Source organism: Parafannyhessea umbonata (assembly GCF_012844235.1).
In the GTDB taxonomy this organism is placed as follows: domain Bacteria; phylum Actinomycetota; class Coriobacteriia; order Coriobacteriales; family Atopobiaceae; genus Parafannyhessea.
The window spans coordinates 1-19,650 of sequence record NZ_JABAGR010000015.1 but is presented as its reverse complement, the minus strand read 5'-3'; the positions used below and the strand labels follow the sequence as shown (position 1 = coordinate 19,650).

At 57.3% G+C, this 19,650-nt stretch carries 14 protein-coding genes and 1 CRISPR repeat array; of the genes, 4 read left to right on the top strand and 10 right to left on the bottom strand.

The window, feature by feature from the left end; genetic code table 11:
• Window positions 1–14: 14 nt before the first annotated feature.
• Window positions 15–995: an IS3 family transposase gene (locus tag HF885_RS10030; RefSeq protein WP_235927409.1), complete on the top strand. Its 981-nt coding sequence runs from the start codon at window positions 15–17 to the stop codon at window positions 993–995.
• A 133-nt stretch (window positions 996–1,128) separates the two neighbouring features.
• Here HF885_RS10030 and HF885_RS10025 read toward each other — a convergent pair whose 3' ends face one another.
• Together HF885_RS10025 and HF885_RS10020 are read right to left on the bottom strand one after the other, a co-directional pair.
• Window positions 1,129–1,296 (bottom strand): hypothetical protein, encoded by a 168-nt coding sequence (locus tag HF885_RS10025; RefSeq protein ID WP_170104773.1) that lies wholly within the window; start codon window positions 1,294–1,296, stop codon window positions 1,129–1,131.
• A gap of 166 nt (window positions 1,297–1,462) precedes the next feature.
• On the bottom strand, window positions 1,463–2,092 hold the full coding sequence (locus tag HF885_RS10020; RefSeq protein WP_170104772.1) for a lactate utilization protein: 630 nt from the start codon (window positions 2,090–2,092) through the stop codon (window positions 1,463–1,465).
• A gap of 383 nt (window positions 2,093–2,475) precedes the next feature.
• On the opposite strand from HF885_RS10020, the gene HF885_RS10015 reads away from it, so the two are divergent.
• The 3 genes from HF885_RS10015 to HF885_RS10005 are packed head-to-tail and all read left to right on the top strand — an operon-like array spanning window position 2,476 to window position 4,544.
• Window positions 2,476–3,237: an AzlC family ABC transporter permease gene (locus HF885_RS10015; RefSeq protein ID WP_170104771.1), complete on the top strand. Its 762-nt coding sequence runs from the start codon at window positions 2,476–2,478 to the stop codon at window positions 3,235–3,237.
• Window positions 3,234–3,557, top strand: coding sequence for an AzlD domain-containing protein (locus tag HF885_RS10010; protein WP_170104770.1), 324 nt, complete (start codon window positions 3,234–3,236; stop codon window positions 3,555–3,557). The genes HF885_RS10015 and HF885_RS10010 overlap by 4 nt, the downstream gene beginning before the upstream one ends.
• A gap of 54 nt (window positions 3,558–3,611) precedes the next feature.
• On the top strand, window positions 3,612–4,544 hold the full coding sequence (locus HF885_RS10005) for a carbon-nitrogen hydrolase family protein (RefSeq protein WP_170104769.1): 933 nt from the start codon (window positions 3,612–3,614) through the stop codon (window positions 4,542–4,544).
• A gap of 13 nt (window positions 4,545–4,557) precedes the next feature.
• A CRISPR array of direct repeats spans window positions 4,558–9,286; the repeat unit is 33 nt; unit sequence ATTTCAATCCACGCCCCTCATACGAGGGGCGAC.
• A gap of 172 nt (window positions 9,287–9,458) precedes the next feature.
• Here HF885_RS10005 and cas2 read toward each other — a convergent pair.
• The 8 genes from cas2 to HF885_RS09965 all read right to left on the bottom strand — a co-directional run.
• Window positions 9,459–9,749: a CRISPR-associated endonuclease Cas2 gene (gene cas2, locus HF885_RS10000; protein ID WP_170104768.1), complete on the bottom strand. Its 291-nt coding sequence runs from the start codon at window positions 9,747–9,749 to the stop codon at window positions 9,459–9,461.
• Between the two features lie 10 nt (window positions 9,750–9,759).
• Window positions 9,760–10,791, bottom strand: a complete 1,032-nt coding sequence (gene cas1c, locus HF885_RS09995) for a type I-C CRISPR-associated endonuclease Cas1c (RefSeq protein WP_170104767.1) — start codon at window positions 10,789–10,791, stop codon at window positions 9,760–9,762.
• Window positions 10,788–11,438: a CRISPR-associated protein Cas4 gene (gene cas4, locus HF885_RS09990; protein WP_170104766.1), complete on the bottom strand. Its 651-nt coding sequence runs from the start codon at window positions 11,436–11,438 to the stop codon at window positions 10,788–10,790. Before cas4 ends, cas1c begins: the two co-directional genes overlap by 4 nt.
• Window positions 11,439–11,451: 13 nt before the next feature.
• The gene (cas7c, locus tag HF885_RS09985; protein WP_170104765.1) at window positions 11,452–12,354 is read right to left on the bottom strand and encodes a type I-C CRISPR-associated protein Cas7/Csd2; all 903 of its coding nucleotides are present in this window, start codon (window positions 12,352–12,354) and stop codon (window positions 11,452–11,454) included.
• A gap of 1 nt (window position 12,355) precedes the next feature.
• Window positions 12,356–14,113, bottom strand: coding sequence for a type I-C CRISPR-associated protein Cas8c/Csd1 (gene cas8c / locus HF885_RS09980; protein WP_170104764.1), 1,758 nt, complete (start codon window positions 14,111–14,113; stop codon window positions 12,356–12,358).
• Window positions 14,113–14,799, bottom strand: coding sequence for a type I-C CRISPR-associated protein Cas5c (gene cas5c, locus HF885_RS09975; protein WP_170104763.1), 687 nt, complete (start codon window positions 14,797–14,799; stop codon window positions 14,113–14,115). The genes cas8c and cas5c overlap by 1 nt, the downstream gene beginning before the upstream one ends.
• A 224-nt stretch (window positions 14,800–15,023) precedes the next feature.
• Window positions 15,024–17,342 (bottom strand): CRISPR-associated helicase Cas3', encoded by a 2,319-nt coding sequence (gene cas3, locus HF885_RS09970; protein WP_206109908.1) that lies wholly within the window; start codon window positions 17,340–17,342, stop codon window positions 15,024–15,026.
• Window positions 17,343–17,418: 76 nt separating this feature from the next.
• Window positions 17,419–19,650: CRISPR-associated endonuclease Cas3'' (locus HF885_RS09965; RefSeq protein ID WP_170104762.1), on the bottom strand; the 2,232-nt coding region annotated here is incomplete at its 5' end.

Sequence of the window (19,650 nt, the reverse complement as noted above, 5' to 3'; positions counted from 1 at the left end):
TCAGTTCCAGATCGTTGTTTTCGCCCGCTGAGCTGGGCCTATGCCGGAATCTCTCCCACAGAAACCACCGAAGAGCCAAAAAAATCGATAGCCCTGAAGGCGGAGCTGCGCTCCCGAACCGGGAGAAGGCCCTAGCGGTCGCCGAGCTTTCAGGGCAGGGACACGGCCTCGCCGACCTGCTGGGGGCCGCCGGACTCGCCAGGTCGAGCTACTACTACGCGCTGTCCCATCCCAAGATGCCGACCAGGCCGGAGCTGCGCGCCAGGGTGGCGGAGATCTTCGGCAGGCTCCCGAACGGCGTCGGACACCGGCAGGTGGCCATGGAGCTGCGCGCCGTCGACGGCGCGCGGATAGCGGACAAGACGGTGCTCAGGATGATGAACGAGATGGGCCTCAGGTGCGGCATCCGCCGGGAGACCGACCACCACAGGTACAGCTCCTACAGGGGGAAGGTCGGCGAGACCTTCGAGAACGTGCTTGGCCGCGACTTCGCCGCCGACGGCCCCTGGCAGAAGATGGGCACCGACGTCACCGAGTTCAAGTGCGGGTTCGGCAAGGCCTACCTCGCGCCCGTGTACGACTTCGGCAGCAAGGAGATCGTGGCGTGGTCGGTCTCGGAGCACCCGGACCTCGCCCAGCAGGAGGAGATGCTCGCCATGCTCATGGCGGCGAAGCCGGAGGGCGCGAACCCCGTCCTGCACTCCGACATGGGCTGGCAGTACCAGCACGCGTCCTACGTCGCGAAGCTCAGGGAGAACGGCTTCGTGCAGAGCATGTCGCGCAAGGGCAACTGCATCGACAACGGCGCGACCGAGCAGGTCTTCGGCCACCTGAAGGACGAGTTCTTCCGGGGACGCGACTGGAGCGACTTCGAGAGCTTCAAGCGCGACCTCGAGGCCTATATCCACCATTGGAACCATGTGAGGCGCCAGGTCAGGCTGAAGGGCCTGACCCCGGTCGAGTTCCGGGACCAGACCCTTCAGGGGGCCGCCTAGCGGTTATGATTTATCGCGTCCAAGTTTTGGGGCGCAGTTCAAACCATGGCCGGGGCGCTCTTCTCGCCATCTTGCGCGTGACTTTCCTTGCGCGTGCCTTTCGCGCACAGGCGTCGGCTAGCTCGGGCGGGCGTCAGCGGCTGCGCCCGTGACCGTACCGGCGATGGCGGCGGTCGCGGCGTCCAAAGACGTTCCTGGACTCCATCGCGTCCGATCCGTCGCCGATCACCACGATCAGAAACAGCAGGCCGCTCACCGCCACGAACAACAGGTTCTCGACAAACTCCTGGGCGATTCCCATGGTTGCTCCCGTCTTCCCGCGCCGCCGTCCGCGGCGCATTCCCTTTGACGACCATATGGTCTTACAGGGACGACGGAGCTGCCATAGGACCTGCTTACGGCCACCTTACGACTTCGTAAGGTTCGTGCACGGCGCGTCGTTCGAGCCGCGCTCATGCAGTGTCCGACTAGAACCCCAGGCTGTCGTTCACCAGGATCGCGTGCATGCGACCGGGATGGTGGCTGAAGCGCGTGATGAGGAAGTTGCAGCAGATGGTGTCCTCGGACTTGCAGTTGGCGCACGCGCCCGTCTTGCAGCACGGCGTGTTGAGGTTAAAGCGCTGCGCGTTGATGGGCGCGGCCACGTTGCGCGCACGCTTGATGGCGCCGTCCAGGTCGCCGCAGACCTTGTTCATCCCCACGATGAAGAGCACGTGGCGCGGGCCCTGCGCGATGGCGCTCACGCGGTTGGAGTTGCCGTCGATGTTGACGATCACGCCGTCGTTCGTGATGGCGTTCGCGCTCGCCACGAACACGTCCGCGTCGTAGGCCGCGAGCATGGCCGCGCGCTTGTCCTTCATCTTGTCGCGGTCGATGAAGTTGTAGTTTCCGGTGGTCAGGGCATCGGTCAGGCCGATCTCGCGCGCGCTGGTGCACCCGCCCATGGTGACAGTCGAGCCCTCGCCTATGAACGCGAGCGCCTCCTGCAGCGCCTCCTCCCTGGTTGCCGCGTACTCCGCCTTGATGTTCCTCCTGGCAAGCCCCTTGATGACGGTCTGGGCCAAGAGCTCGTTGCGCTTGGTGAGGTTCTGATCCATACGCTCCCCCTAACACGGGCGGCGCGCAGCGAAGGCGCGCCGCATTTCTCCCCTGTCACGATTTTACGCGTACGGAGGACCGCGCGCCAACGCAAGCAGCCCAGGCGGCCGGCACGGCGCACCCCTAGGAGCGGGGAATGCGCGCGGCAAGAAGAGTGCTAGAGAAGATCCTCGCGCAGGTTCTGCGCCCCGCGGGCGAGCCGCGCGTCCATGGGCGGGACCTCGGCCCCAAGCCGTCCAAAATGCGAAGAGCCTGTAACAATGCGACCCCTCCCGCGCGCCGCCGCGCCCGCCACGCGTACCATGCAACAACCGCCCGCGACGCGGATTCGGTCCGCCGCAAGGCGGCCCACAACCAGACCCACAGCCAGAGGGAGGTGCTCATGAGGAGGGAGGTCATCTCGGCCGCGTGGCCGGTCATGGTCTCGTACGTCGCCGTCGGCCTGCCGTGCGGCGTGCTCGCCGCAAAGGCCGGCATGGACCCGCTCCAGAACTTCGTGCTCGCCCTCACGTTCCTCTCCGGCGGCGGGCAGTTCATGATGAGCAACCTGTGGCTCGCCGGCGTCCCCCTGGGATCGATCGTGGCGTCCGTCGCCGCGGTGTCCACCCGCTTCGCGCTCTACTCCGCGTCGCTCGCCCCCTACCTGGAGCGCTTCGGGCGACGCAGCGCGCTCGCCATCTCGTGCAGCTACACGGAGGAGGCGTACGGCATCACGCTGGACAAGCTCGCCAGCGGGGCCGCGTGGTCCGCGCGGGACGCCCTCGCGCTCAACCTCTGCGTGCAGCTCACGTGGGCCGCGTCGTGCGCGGCCGGTGCGGCGCTCGGCGCAATCGTGAACGTCCCCACCGCCATCGCGGGCTTCGCTATGACGTCGCTCTTCATCTACCTGCTGTGGGCGCAGCCGCACACCCGTCCCACGGCCGCGGCGGCAGCGGCGGCCGCGCTCACGGTCGCCGCGTGCAAGTGGGCGGGAGCCGCCGGAGTCGCCGTGCCTGTCGCTGCGCTCGTCGGAGTCGCGGCCGGTCTCGCCGCAGGCGCGCTTCCCCGCACGCGCCGCGGGCACCATAACCGCCACGAGCTCAACCACGAACGCCCCGCAGCCGCGGCGAATGCGCCCACGGGCGAGAAGGACGGCTCCCAATGACCCAATCCCAGTTCCTGATCCTGTGGCCGTCCTCGTTCGCGTTCATCCTGGCGTGCCGCGTGCTGCCAGCGCTAGCGCTCCGCGGACGCCCGCTCTCGCCGCGCGTGACGGAGGCCCTCGGCTACATCCCGCCGGCGGCATTCGCCGCGCTCGTCGCAAACGACCTGCTCTCCCCCACCATGTTCGATGCGGGCGTCTGGCACGGCCTCATGCCCATAGCCGCCGCCGGCATCGTCGTACTCGTGGCGTGGCGCACGCGCTCAATGCTGTGGTGCTGCGTCTCCGGCGTCGCGGCTTACGTGCTGCTCTCGCTCGTCTAGCGCCACCGGCACGCCCCGCACGCTCGCAACCCACCACCCGTAAAGGAGCCCCGCATGAAAGACCTGCAAGACACCTGTAAGATCGCCGTCGTCCAGTCGCGCCCCAAGCCGTTCGACCGCGACGCCTGCCTCGCCGGCGCCATCGACGCCATCGAGCGCGTCGCCCAGGAGCGCCCAAGCGACCTCGTCGTCCTGCCCGAGCTGCTCATTCCCGGCTACCCGCACGGCCTCACGTTTGGCTTCGTCGTCGGTGCGCGCGAGCCCGGCAGCCGCGAGCTCTGGAAGCGCTACTACGACGGCTCCGTGGTCGTCGGCGGCCCGGAGTGCCAGGCCATCGCGGACGCTGCCAGGCGCACGGGGGCGTGGGTGAGCGTCGGCGTGTCAGAGCGCGATGCCACGTCCGGCACCCTCTATAACAGCAACATGATCTTCTCGCCCGAGGGGCGCCTCGACGCGTTGCACCGCAAGCTCAAGCCAACGGGTGCGGAGCGCCTGGTGTGGGGCGACGCGCAGGACCACTACTTCCCCGTGAGCCAGACGCCGTGGGGTCCCATGGGCACGCTCATCTGCTGGGAGAACTTCATGCCGCTCGCACGCGCGGCACTGTACCAGAAGGGCGTCAGCATCTACCTCGCGCCCAACACCAACGGCAACCCGGAGTGGCAGGCCACGGTGCAGCACATCGCAATCGAGGGCCGCTGCTACGTGGTCAACTGTGCCCCGTACATCGTGCGCGACGACTACCCGGCGGACCTGCGCGCCACGGACGAAGTCAGCCGACTGCCAGAGGTGGTCTACCGCGGCGGCAGCTGCGTGGTGGACCCGGCCGGCCACTACGTTCCGGGCGCCGAGCCGCTGTGGGATACGGACGGCATCCTGTACGCGACGCTCGACATGCAGATGGTAGCCTCAAGTAAGTGGGAATTCGACCCCATCGGCCACTACGCCCGTCCGGACGCCGTGCGCCTCGTGGTGAACGACATCTAAGGAGCATAAAAGTATTTCAATCCACGCCCCTCATACGAGGGGCGACACGGAAGCGCTGAAGGCCAACGGCGCGTACACTGGATTTCAATCCACGCCCCTCATACGAGGGGCGACCGCGACGTGGTGCCTGTCGCACGGGGTCGACCTATTTCAATCCACGCCCCTCATACGAGGGGCGACATGACCGGAAACGGGCTCGGCGGCCCATGTATCCAATTTCAATCCACGCCCCTCATACGAGGGGCGACGCGATGCGCTCAAAGCTGTCGGGGCGCTCGTGGGTATTTCAATCCACGCCCCTCATACGAGGGGCGACTCCGGACTTGCAAAGTCCATGCGTCCATCAATCGTATTTCAATCCACGCCCCTCATACGAGGGGCGACGTGTGCGTGCCGTAGATGGTGCCCTCGCGGTAGGTATTTCAATCCACGCCCCTCATACGAGGGGCGACGACGCTTCCGCACCGCCTGTTCTTTCAATCCGAATTTCAATCCACGCCCCTCATACGAGGGGCGACTATGCCCCTTCCACGATGGTCGCCATAGCTTCCTATTTCAATCCACGCCCCTCATACGAGGGGCGACCAGGGCCATGCCGACTACCGTGTTTGAGCAGGTCATATTTCAATCCACGCCCCTCATACGAGGGGCGACACATCAGCGGCCTTGAGCCTGCATACGTCAACGTATTTCAATCCACGCCCCTCATACGAGGGGCGACTCCGCTGCCTCGTCTATCGAGTCGAGGTGACACATATTTCAATCCACGCCCCTCATACGAGGGGCGACCCGACCCACAGGGTCCGAGTGGACGCCCACGGACATTTCAATCCACGCCCCTCATACGAGGGGCGACCGCGCAATCCGCGAAACCGTGGGCATGACGCAAGATTTCAATCCACGCCCCTCATACGAGGGGCGACCATCGTCAACCACCCTCTTGCCACACTCAGGGCAATTTCAATCCACGCCCCTCATACGAGGGGCGACGTCTATCGCGTCCATACTGCACGTCGGATCAATATTTCAATCCACGCCCCTCATACGAGGGGCGACTCACGACTTGCTAGTAATTCAAGCTAGATTAGAATTTCAATCCACGCCCCTCATACGAGGGGCGACAGGGCAAAAGTTCGGTTTCGGCATACGTTTATCATTTCAATCCACGCCCCTCATACGAGGGGCGACGCCGACCAACAGGGTCCGAGTGGACACCAACGGACATTTCAATCCACGCCCCTCATACGAGGGGCGACGCCTACTCATCATGAGAAGAATCCTCCCCATGCCAATTTCAATCCACGCCCCTCATACGAGGGGCGACATGCGCTCGGCATAGTCTTTAATCCCCTGCTTCAATTTCAATCCACGCCCCTCATACGAGGGGCGACCAGCTCGACCTTGTTCCAGCTAAAACCCTGCGAATTTCAATCCACGCCCCTCATACGAGGGGCGACGTGTGTTATGTTTCTTTGTGCGACCGAGAAGAAATTTCAATCCACGCCCCTCATACGAGGGGCGACGTCACCGTTCCTGCCGCCACCCGCCGCGCCATCAAATTTCAATCCACGCCCCTCATACGAGGGGCGACCGCGGACGAACCCAAGTGCATATGCGACATCTCTATTTCAATCCACGCCCCTCATACGAGGGGCGACTCCATTAGCGCGGCCACATCCAGCACCACGTGCAATTTCAATCCACGCCCCTCATACGAGGGGCGACTCTCTGGTACCATCGTGTCTGCTGGGCGCGGGTTATTTCAATCCACGCCCCTCATACGAGGGGCGACTATCGCCGCTGCAAAAAGTCCAGCCGCGCACGAATTTCAATCCACGCCCCTCATACGAGGGGCGACCCATCTTTGCTGTTCGAGTTGCCCGACCAGTACTTATTTCAATCCACGCCCCTCATACGAGGGGCGACTTCTTTCATGGACACGGCAAACGCAATCGCGAGATTTCAATCCACGCCCCTCATACGAGGGGCGACATTCCCGACCTGTGGGTCTGCAAGGCGCGGGGAGATTTCAATCCACGCCCCTCATACGAGGGGCGACGCACGCGATGGGGCAAATGCCCCACGTGCCCCAAATTTCAATCCACGCCCCTCATACGAGGGGCGACCAAGGCCGCAAGCGACGTGGACACCGCGCTCACATTTCAATCCACGCCCCTCATACGAGGGGCGACCGCGAGCTGCGCAGGATGGTCTAGGCAGACGGATAATTTCAATCCACGCCCCTCATACGAGGGGCGACCGTGCCACGCGATGGATCACGGCAGATAACGATGATTTCAATCCACGCCCCTCATACGAGGGGCGACTTCTCAAGGCGGTGTCAGCGCAAGTCAATTGGAATTTCAATCCACGCCCCTCATACGAGGGGCGACGGATACTTTGGCCCAGCAACGGCAATCGCACTCCAATTTCAATCCACGCCCCTCATACGAGGGGCGACGATACACGATCTTCTCGTCCGGCAGGTTGTTCAAATTTCAATCCACGCCCCTCATACGAGGGGCGACCGTATCCGTCAACACCTCCACGGGCTACCCGCTATTTCAATCCACGCCCCTCATACGAGGGGCGACAAGCTCCAAGGCAGCGAGGGCGAGGGCGTCACCATATTTCAATCCACGCCCCTCATACGAGGGGCGACCCAAGGTCATGCCCGCCACCACCGTCCAGAACGTATTTCAATCCACGCCCCTCATACGAGGGGCGACATAGTCCAGTGGTGACCACCACCGCTGGCATGGATATTTCAATCCACGCCCCTCATACGAGGGGCGACCGAATGGACCACGCTTACCTGCACGATGGAGGTATTTCAATCCACGCCCCTCATACGAGGGGCGACGCAACGTTGCGAGTGGCGCACGTGCGCGGATGGCGATTTCAATCCACGCCCCTCATACGAGGGGCGACACTCCGAGACCTCCACGTTCACGGCGGTGCCCGTATTTCAATCCACGCCCCTCATACGAGGGGCGACGGCGATGGGCGCACAGCTTGGCTGGTCGAATAAATTTCAATCCACGCCCCTCATACGAGGGGCGACAGCTCCAAGGCTCAGAGGGGGAGGGCGTCACCATATTTCAATCCACGCCCCTCATACGAGGGGCGACCTCGGCGCGGCCAAAGGCGTAGGACACCTGCTTATTTCAATCCACGCCCCTCATACGAGGGGCGACACACGACGTTCGAGCCGGGCGACTCCGGATACGAATTTCAATCCACGCCCCTCATACGAGGGGCGACGCAGCGACATCTTCCAGGCGGCGAGCTCCGACATATTTCAATCCACGCCCCTCATACGAGGGGCGACTACCCAGGCCGCAAGCATATCGAGCCTGCGTATATTTCAATCCACGCCCCTCATACGAGGGGCGACCCGAAACCAGAGCATCGCGTCCAAGCTGCAAGTGCTATTTCAATCCACGCCCCTCATACGAGGGGCGACGAGCTGTACACGCGCGGGCGTGACCTAGCGCTGATTTCAATCCACGCCCCTCATACGAGGGGCGACCACGTCGGCGGCAATGCTGTGGATGGCTCCGCAAAATTTCAATCCACGCCCCTCATACGAGGGGCGACGAGGACGCGAGCAAGCTCGAAGAGGATGGGCGCAAATTTCAATCCACGCCCCTCATACGAGGGGCGACGTACGTGCTATGCACCGACCACGCGGCGCAGTGATTTCAATCCACGCCCCTCATACGAGGGGCGACTCCACAACGGGCCTAGACTACCCGACGGACTGTATTTCAATCCACGCCCCTCATACGAGGGGCGACCGAGCCTGTACGTCGTGGACGAGCGGCGCACGGATTTCAATCCACGCCCCTCATACGAGGGGCGACGTCCCCAACGTGGCGCTCCGCAGACTTGCGAAGCGATTTCAATCCACGCCCCTCATACGAGGGGCGACAGATCCTCTTTATGGTGGCGTCATCGCCGTTCACATTTCAATCCACGCCCCTCATACGAGGGGCGACTATATTTCAACTGTCAGGCAATACCAAATCGGTATTATTTCAATCCACGCCCCTCATACGAGGGGCGACGTTGAGCTGTACGGAAGGGGAGAGGCGAACAAGAGATTTCAATCCACGCCCCTCATACGAGGGGCGACGGGGCTGTGCGACGAGCGGGCGGCAGAGATCGTATTTCAATCCACGCCCCTCATACGAGGGGCGACGTTGGCGATGTGCAGCACCTTCAGGCGGTCGCGATTTCAATCCACGCCCCTCATACGAGGGGCGACTTCCTTCATAGCCTCGTCGCCGTACCATTCGTCTGTATTTCAATCCACGCCCCTCATACGAGGGGCGACGCAGCGTACTAGCAAGCCCGCTGAGCGTTCTCTATTTCAATCCACGCCCCTCATACGAGGGGCGACCGCTCCGACCGCCGTCATCGACCTGCACCGCTTATTTCAATCCACGCCCCTCATACGAGGGGCGACAATAGGCGTTCATGTCCTCAACGTCAACCGTGATATTTCAATCCACGCCCCTCATACGAGGGGCGACTTCGTCAATCACCATGTCATATACGACATGGGTATTTCAATCCACGCCCCTCATACGAGGGGCGACTCTTTTTGTCGTACCCGTAAGGTGGTCGCGACCCTATATTTCAATCCACGCCCCTCATACGAGGGGCGACCTCGAACGGGGCGTGCTCCCTCAGCATACGGAAGTATTTCAATCCACGCCCCTCATACGAGGGGCGACCGCAACATATTGTGCAATTGAAATCCAATGCACAATATGTTGTATTGCACTGCAAAAGAAGCCTCGTCACATCCGCAAAAAAGCTTCTCTCTCATATAAATATACGGCTTTCAAGGTGCGAAGGAGCCGTGTGAACCCTGATTGCCCAAGGTTCGCACCTCATGGATGCCGCCTACAGCGCAAGGAAGCCCTCTGGGTCATAACTTTTCTTGGCGCCCACTTGAGTGATCCGGTTCTTGTAGTTATCGCCCAGGTTATAAAACCTCAAGCTGTCCACACTTTCATCTATAGCCTTTATCAGTTCGTTCCTGAGTTCGGCCAGAGTGGCCGCATCTATATCACACTCAAAGACGGAATTTTGAACACGCTGTCCATACGCTACACAGATTCTGGCTACTTTTCGGAGCCGCTTTTGTCCAGCACTGGTTGTTGTATCCACATCGTATGCAATGACCACCAACATAAGGCACCCCCTACTTCCACAGGAAAGGTGGATAGCCGTCAATATCTCCCCGAATGTACTGGGCAACAAGCTGAGCTTGCACTACCGGTACAAGGCCCCATGGCATCTTCTCGCGTAAATATGGATGAGTAATGGTCTCCCGCTTCTTGGATTGCCAGGCATCAAATAGCAACTTTCGCCCCTCATCGGTAAGGGTTACTTCACCTTCCTCGTGCTTCTCAAAATGCCTAGCCTTTACCGTGCGGTTATTGATGCATGTGACCACAAAGCGATCGACCATAACAGGTCGAAGCTCTTCCATACAGTCCAGAGCCAACGACCTTCTTCCTGGCCTATCAGTGTGCATGAACCCAATATAAGGATCCAAGCCCGCGCCTCTTAATGCTGATCCGCAGTCCAAAGCAAGCACGGTATAGAAAAGGGAAAGCATCGCATTAACTGGGTCGAGTGGAGGACGTTTGTTTCTGCCGTTGAAGATAAAGGCATCATCGACATTCAAAATAAGCTCGCTAAACACCGAGAAGTACTCCGCCGCGGCATCTCCTTCAATACCCCGCAGTGTATCGATAGAAGTGCAATTCTCTATGGACTTCAAAGATTCGCTTAAATGCTGCGATATCCGTTGGAGCGAGTCAGTATCCACCCTTACGCCGTGATCGCGTATGCATCTTTCGAGCACCCACTTTGAATTGAAGACCTTCCCCATGATGAAGTGCTTTGAAATCTCCAGCACACGCTTTTCGTTCACAGTCATAAGGCTTTGCGCATGCCGCAGTAGAACATTGCCCTTCGGCATTCCTGCAACATCTGCCAAAAACTTTCCGCGCGGAGTAAAGAAAGCAAGTTCAATGCCTTCTTCGGCGCACTTTCCCATGAGTGCTGGACTTGCACCCATATATGAAAACGAATAGATGTTCGTTAGGGTATGCAACGGTACGCGACCCACTACCTCCCCAGAGCGTTTCGCAACGACATTCTCGTTATCAACGGTTAGGAAAAGGTCGTCAGACAGGATATATAACGTATTGCCCAGGCGTCTCATATCGACCCCTTCAGCATCTCATCCATGTAGGTTTTCACGTCTCGGGTCTTAGGCATGCAGATGTCAAAGAGTGAGCACGACTTGCAGGCCTTGCCAAACTTAGCTTTTGGAATCCAATGCTTGTCGTACAAGCTATGCATCTCGGCAAAGCTCTTCCTTACAGTGCTGCGCAAGTCATCGGTCATGTCCACTTTCTCCCGTGATCTTGTTTCACCGTAATAGAGATAAGCATAGGGAATATTAGACGCGCACATTTCTTCTAAGCATATGGCCTGAGCTACAAGCTGCAGACGATCAGCATCACTTGTTTTCGAGTGACCACGCTTATATTCAACAGGGGTTTCGGTCCAAAGGCCATCCTCCCCGTAGAGAGGATGGCCGTGTTTTGACCTATGAAACTCCACCACATCGCACTGCCCAACCACGCCCATAGTCGAAGAATGCACCGTGAGGCCGCGTACGACGATGGTATCCCCTCGATGCTCTCGAATAGACTGGTCATGGGCACGCTTGTGCATGATATTGCCATCCACGGTCAGAACGTTTTCTTTCCATTCCCCAGCGATGTGAATGAGACCCCACTGACGACGGCAGAAGCAGAAGTGTTGTATGCCCGAAAGCATCAGGAAGTCATCTTCGCTGTACATGGCATATACTCATCTAGACACGAGGCCAAAGTTGAAGTACCTCTACGCCCTCCGGAATTTTGCTTTGGTCAACAGAAATCGGCTCATAGTCCGTAAATGAGCGAGGGCTGTCAACCCCCTCGCGTTTCTTTGTAGACACGGCATCGAATAGCTGGTAGGCCGGCGCATTGCCAAGGATAGAGTCGTGCTTGAATGCGATTAGCGAGCGAACTGCCATCATGCCACGAGCAGCCGATCGATCGTCCTCGAACATATTAATAATTGCGTCCCAAAGCAGTTCCAAATCATCGTTCGAGAAACCAGTGGTTTTCTGGGCAAGATTTGCAGAGATAAATCCCTCGCACCGGTAAAGAGCATACGGAATGATACTCTTGCGACCCATGCCGTTGTTCTTGTTCTCGGCATCCGCTTCGGTGGTAAGGGCCATGCGCGTAATAGTGACCTCCTGCTGAACGATGGGGTCAACACTACGCGCAAAAGTGAGCTGGACTGGCCCACGGACCTGGCCGCAGTTTAGGTTGTTCTTTACGAAGGTGGTCATTACCGCGCCGAAGGTCCGAACGTCGAAGTAGGTCTTGCACATGCAGTCACGAATTTTGTTGTCGAGCTCAGGATCACTCTTTTTTAGCTTCTTGATATTGCTCGCATCAATTCCCAGCTTTTCAAAGGCATGGGAATCTTTCTGATTGAGTGTCTCCCCACGCTTGATATAGATATTGTAGCCGGGAGCGCCTTCTTTGAGCGTATCGACGTAATTGCGAATCTTCCGCTTCAGACAGACGTCTGTAACCAGCCCCAAGCCAGTCTCGGGGTCAACGCGAGGAAGGTTTCCGGCATCCGGGTCTCCATTCGGATTGCCATTCATAACATCGAAATAAAGAACGAAATCATAGCGGTTCTTGATTGGCTCAGACATGTTACTTCTCCTTCTTCTCGGTGTTCTTGCTGGCATATTGCTCGTAGTAGCCAAGGAAAAACTCGCCTTGCTCGGCAAGATTCAAGCGCTTGGGGAAGCGCTCTACACGCTCAGCACCAATGAGTCCAGCTATTTGGTTCTTGTACCAGCTGGCCAAACCAGGCTTGTCGTGTCCAACCTTATTGAGGTGTGCATTCGCAAGACGAAGCAGAATGGGATATACAAGCTCGGGCGTTACGCTGGCAGAGTTCATATATCGATTGGCAAGGTTCGATGAACCATTCGCCTGATATTGCAATGACTCAAGAATGGCAAAGAGCCTTCCAAGGTTATAGGAAATACTTGATGTATTTTCGTTTTCCGTCACGGTAATCTCCTCTCGGCTTAACCCAACGTTTTTCAGTAAATAGGCACGAATGAACGCAGCCCTGGTCCTGGTGACTTTTTTCGTCGGTTTCTCTTCGTCGTTTTGGCTCGCCCGAATGCGCTCAATTATCGATTGATACATTCCTTCTGGATATCGAGTGTTGTTGAGGATTGAGCGCATGAGAGGAGCACAGAACACCGACTCGTAAGCGGGCTTCTTTGAGCCGGGATTCTCAACAGCATGTAGCAGCGCATAGGGAGAAATAAATTCCTTCGCCGTGGGCGCATGCACGATTTTTATACGCTCGTAGTGCTCCGCAATGTTCTCTACAAACTGTCCGAATGTACTTGATAAGAAGAACCGAACCGATATACGAGCTGCATTCGGTGCAAGCCCAACAATGAAGAAGGGAGAGTCAAGCTGAAGCCCAAATTCATCTAAGCTCCTGCCCGAAACTACCGACTTTACGATGCCGTCTAAGCGCTTTTGTTCAGAATCACTTCCAGACTGTAGGAGCATCAACTGGCTGAAGAATAATGAATTGCAGTCATCGCTTTCACGCGACCAGTAAGCAATTGTCATATCTCCAAAATATGCATGGTGAATGGGGCTGGCGAGCAGATAGTTCAGGGCAGTTCCATACGCCTGTGCCGCCTCTTTACTAACTGGCGCATTAAGGCCCTGCTCATTCTGATGCCCATAGCTTTCTCCGGCCGAGACATTGAAGCTGACCAACTGAGCTCCAGAGGACTGGGCATTCTTAACACCTTTAATTGATGGGTGGAGTACGGCGATGGGTTTCTTTTTCCCCGTTACCAGACAACGCATAACCTTATCGCCTTGCTGTGGTTTGCTGTAATAGTTTGACCAGGCAGATTGAATCGCCTCATCTGTGATGGGCTGCACTAACAAGCCATCAATTGACACACCAAAGAGTAGAAATCGTCCTGAAAAAACAAGCCCGGATGCCTCTGGACCAGAAAGTGCTACATTATCGCGCGCCTTCATGGGATCCCAGCTTCGATAAAACTTCTTTATCGCATTAGCGGCAGGAGAATTCACCCCATTAAGAACCTCTAGGTGGAGCTCTTTTGAGCTGCTGAACGCTTGCAGAGCTCGATCCGGCTTATCCTTATCATCGGCCCCAAGGAGATAACTAGAAGTATCACAGAGAAAGAACGGTTTAATTCCTGAGCTGCGAGTTTGATGCTCGGGAACAACCATGCTGACACCATGCGTATCCCCTGTAGACACAATCGAACGAATTTCTCCGTCTGGATTAAGAATCAGAAGTGCGCCCACTTTGCAGCTTCCCCAGCCAGGATGAGCGATTTCATCGGGATGAGTTTGGAGAACTTGGTTGTAGTAGTCGTTGAGCTCAGATAGAAGCATTACCGATACACCTCGCTCTCCGCAACATCGATTACTCCATTGACCATGTGCGGACGATAAAACATCGGCACAATGTTCTGGTGGTCGCTATAGTCCATGTCGTAGAGCATGAACCCCAAATCTCGATCTGTTGGATTCCTTCCGGTGTAGTAGCCTTCAACTGGCTTGTCGTCTGGCCATGCTTTAAAGTTTGCAGGGAACTCACGGCAGCCAAGATATGGTTGCGAATAAAACTGACCTCGCGTGATTCTTCTTCTGAATATCTCGGCAAACTTGGCAGGGCTATCGCTTTCTGATGCCTTTACGGTCATCTCAAAGTGAAACTCAATCACGTAGCGAACATCCATCAATATGAGAGACGCTCGCTGCAGTATGTCATTCTTTGCATTAATAGAAGGCAACTCAATACTACTAAGCTTAAGCGTGTCGGTTACAGCTTTTTTCATTCCTGAAGCATCCGCCTTACTTTTCACCTCATTTCGTCGAACGCTGGTGAACTTAATCGGATTCAAGACATGAATCTTGTCGATTACCACACGCATGCCTGGGTGCCAGTAGATGCTCTCAACCAAACCACGAGCAGCACTTGGGGTTGGGACATCGTATGTAACCCTCTCCACCGACATTTCGGGACGGGTGAAGAGAGCATAGTCTCCCCAGACATCGAGCTTGAATCCAAAGGACATTTGCGTACCTCCCTTCGTTGCTCTTTCTGTACTTAGAAGCATTATAGCATTTCTACTTCATGTTAGTTTATGTTAGGCATATGGTACTGAATCGAATGTGAACGTGAGCAATCAAAGGAAATGCCTTATAGTTTGTGGTGTCGCGTCATGGAAGCATTTCTCGTTGACGCGTGGATTGAAATATGTTGGTTTATGTTCTGGTGATTCATCTCGACCACGGTAAGTCACCAGAACATGCCCTCTCCCTGCTGATCACCGCAGTCGAGACCTGTCTTATCCGAGTACAACTGCATGCTAGATAGGATATACGCGCCATTTGACTGTTCGACCTTGCCCGCCTGCACGAGCGTTTCGAGCGTATGTTGATACACCGAAACCGAATACCTGCTAATCTGGCGCAGGTCTCCTCGAGAGGCAATCCCATTCTTCACTCTGAAGACCTCATCTTCGATATCATCATCAGGAACAATTACCGATGTTGACTTATCGACTATGAACTTAAAGTCCTTCTCGGCAGAGTCAAATTGAATGGCGCAGCAAGCAGCGGCATTTCCGTTTGGACCGAAATTATTCTTTGTGTTTATCCCTACGCTTAAATCTTCCAGAGCATTGCGTTCGTAATGAAGTGCGGATCTATATACGCTCTCCAAGTTGAGAAAATACCGCCTGATGTTCTCCAGGGAGCCATAGTCCACAGAACCGTCTTTGGAGACGGAAACCGTAGACGAGGTAATCCCCGCACGCTTCTTCACATCTTCAGGTAAACGATACGGCTGTCCAGTATCTGGGTTGGCCCCTGAAGTAAATACGTACACCAAACTAGACTTGGAGGGTCGCTTTCCCTCGCGATTGCAACGGCCCGCAGCTTGAACAATAGAATCGAGTCCTGCAAGACTGCGGTACACCACGGGAAAGTCAAGGTCGACGCCCGCCTCAATCAAACTAGTAGACACCACCCTGCACGGAAGACCGGTTGAAAGCCTTTCGTTAATACGCTTCAGCATTCGCTGGCGATGCACGGGATACATAAGAGTAGAGAGGTGGAATACACTTTCCTGGTCACAACGTCCCATTAAGCCATTAGCAATGTTTTTCGCCTGAGCTCTGCTGTTTACAACGCAGAGGACTTGCTCAGTCGTCGAAAGGCGAGACATCAAGCTATCGTCCGAGAGGTATCCGAGATTCTTGTATGTGACCCTTCCTAAACTTACAAAGAGCTCATCGCGATTCTTGGCTATTTCTTTGACCGTAAGCCCGTATTGAGCAAATTGCTCATCAAAAGCAGGCTGCGTTGCCGTGCAGAGCACTATAGAGCAGTGATAGTTGTTCACCAATTCAACTAAAACTCGAATGCAAGCATCCACGTTTTCCAGGGGGATCGCCTGAGCTTCATCCAAAATGATGACGCTATTGGCTATGTTGTGGAGCTTTCGACACCGAGACGTACCACTTGCATAGAGGGACTCGAATAGCTGCACATTTGTCGTAACTACTATTGGCATGTCCCAGTTCTCAGAGGCCAGCCGTAGATTTTTTCTTAGGGGGTCATCATCCAGTGCATCGAAGTTGAAGTTAGAGTGGTGCTCGAGAATGTTCTCGGTCGAGCCACTGTCGAGGTACTCCCGGAATTTTGCAGAGGTTTGTTCAATAATCGCGGTATATGGCTCGGCAAAGATGATTCGGTTCATACCGTTATGACATGCATGCTGCAGAGCGAAACGCAATGATGCCAACGTTTTTCCACCTCCGGTTGGCACCGTTAACGAGAAAACACCCGGTTCCATGGTTATCCCGGCATTGCGGCAATCATCCGAAACGCCGCACCTCAATTCATTGAGCATTCCCTTGGGTGGATAGAAGGATTGAACCTTCCGCTCAAAACGATCTCGCAACGCCTGAATGTCGTCAGTCGGAACCGCCTCTCGAGGCCGACCTTGCATAAATTCTTCCGTGCAAAGGAAATCCGCGTCGACTAAGCTACTGAAGCACATCCGGATAAAGAAGGAAACGGTAAACGACCTTTGAAGCGACTCGTTAATACCGTGAACAGTCTGCTTTGGACAGTTTTGAGCCTTGTTGAGTAGCTCGCTTTGGAGCGATGCCAATGAAGGAAGCTCGTGCAGGACTATATTGCTCGCATGCGAATGGTAATCGGGAATTTTCCCCAAAGCAGCTTTCCTGAGTCTGTTGTACAAAGTTGCATCGCTTGTGGGCGAGCGCCAGTCGAGAAGTCCGCCATGGTGACCCGCTGCACAATAAGCCAGCCATGAAGCATCATCTTTAACCAGCTCGTATGCGCCAGCTGTTGAATGATCAACCTTGGGCCCATCGTCCCGGATTCTTCGCTGGAATTCACTTGAAAACTTGCCTATGTCATGAATCAAGCCAAGTGCACGTCCCGATTGCTCAGCACCATACTCTTTAGAGAACTTGGCAGCAAGACTTGCAACTTCCATCAAATGTGTTTCAACAAGCTCTTCCGTCCCGTCCTCACGCAGATGAGCAATACAGCGCCGCTCTCCTTGAGATTTATTCTTACGCACAAGCGCCTTCCTCCCCACGCAGATTTTGAGTAAGCATGCAAGGATTTGTGCATCTAAGCAGTTTATACACACAGAATTACTCGTCACACTGCAGCGTCTCACTTAAGCCCCTGCGTTCACGTCTACAATAACGCCGCTCGCACTCCCCCTCGCCCCTCTTGTGGCGATGCGTCCTGCCAAGTCGCTGCAGCAGCAGGTCAACGGGCGCAACATCGGTCACAAGCAGGTCGAAGTCTATGTCCAGGGACTGCTCCAGAACCTGGGTCCCTACAACGGGAGCTGTCGCCCCAGTCGGCATCGCCGCATCGGCCGGCGCACCTTCCTGTTGCTTCTTCCTAAGGTAGGCGGGTAGCTTCTTTGCACGATGTCGCCTTTCCGCAACAGGAGCCGACGTTCCCTCGGACAACCTTCGTCCAGACAGGTAAGACTCCGCCATGCTCGCCCGCTGCCCATCCGACAGTGTCGCGGAAAGCAGGATCGTCGGAACTCTCCAATAGCCCAGCCATTGTAGAAGCACATCAAGGTACTGTCTCATGTACAGGTCGTACGCGTGGCACTCGTCGATCACCACGACCTTGTTCGCCAGCGCAAGCTGCCTCAGGGAGAGGTGCCTCATGTGCAGAGCACCCATCAGCACCTGGTCGACGGTGCACACCACAAAGTTTGACAGCATGCCCTTCTTCCGGCCGTACATCCATGCGGAGACCGTCGCGCTCTCGGACGCAAACTCCCCCGCGTCGCCCTCACGTCCGTTGCCCACAAGGCTCCGGTGCCGCCTAGACTCCCTCACAAGCCCCTGGAACTCCTCGTTCAGGCCAGCCTTGCCGTGCGCAAGATAGATATCCTTCTCCTCCACGTCCCCATCGCACGGAAGCCTGTCAAGCCAGTCCCGCACGCGCGCGAACATCGCGTCCGTCGTCGCCATCGTCGGCAGCGCCACGCAGACGTCCCCCAGCCCCCGACGGTACGCCAGAAGCTCCGCGGCAGCCAGCGCCGCCTCCGTCTTGCCTTCGCCCATGGGCGCCTCGATCACCATGAGCCCAGGATCCTTTGCGTCCCACGCAACCTGCTCGGCAGCCCTCTGAATGGGTCGCGGCTCGGCGCCACCCGGCAGCCCAAACCTATGCGAGAAGAACTCCCCAAACGGCTCCACGCAAGGCCTTGGCTCAGACCATGGTGCCGGGATATGAGCCTTCGACCAGGCGCGGTCGAGCCGGCTGCGCAGCGCCGCGGCGCCCCTGTCGCCATCGGCGCCATAGAGGTCGAGCAGCGGGAACAGGTCGCAGTCGCTCGCAAGCCAGTCGCTTACGATCACCATGCCCGTAAGCAGGCTCTCCACCGCAGCATCAAGCGGGAGCCGCGCAAGGGTGCCCAAGCGCTCGTCGTCGATTCCCGCAAGCCGTGCGGCATAGCCCACAAGCTCGTCCTGGACCGCCTCCCAGGCGTCGTGCCCTTCTCCGCCCCAGCCCAGCGCACGCAGGTCAAGACCACCGTCATGCAGGCGGGACCGCGTGGGAAAGTTGCCGTGATGAGCGCCAACGATGCTGGGGAGCGATCGCCTTGCGGACGCGCCGCAACCCGGTGCGGCATACCGGCCAAAGTACCTCTCCAGTATCAGCTCGCCGGCAATCGGATGAGTTGGCTCGCGCTTCCCCACCAGGTCGCGATTCAGCACGAACCCCGCGCGCTCTGACTTCCAGGCAATTCCCCGAGCGTCGCCCATGCCAAACGGCACGCCCTTCGCCTGGAACACCGGCGTCGCCTTTCCAACGTCGTGCACGCCCGCAAGAAACACAAGCAGGGTCCTGGCCAATGCATCGTCCCCATCATCAGCCCCGCCAACCGCCCTGGCAACGATCCCCCGCGTGGCCTTGGGCAGCCATCGATCCCACAGCCTACCGGCCACACCGGCGGCATCGGCCATGTGCACATACAGCGGGAGCCAGCACTCCCCCTCGCCGTAGTCCGACTTGCCCCACAGCGACCTCGCCGCCGCGGACAAGCTTCCAAACCCATCGGAACCCGTCATGGTCTCGTCCCCTTTGCGCCTAAAAGTCGGCGCGCACGCCATTGCCAACCGTCCCCCTAGACTGTGACACATCGAGTGGACATTAATTCGGGACGAGAGGAACTTCTCCGCGTCGCCGGTGCTCGGCTTCGTGGGACTCGGGTTCGAGGGGGTCGGGCTCGAGGGATTGGGCTCGGTGCTCTTCACCGGCTTGACCGTCAGTTGGATGGCCTCGTCGTCGGTCGCGACGGCATCCTTGCCATCAGCCAGCTGCACGCCCTTCCATGAGAAGCTGAACAC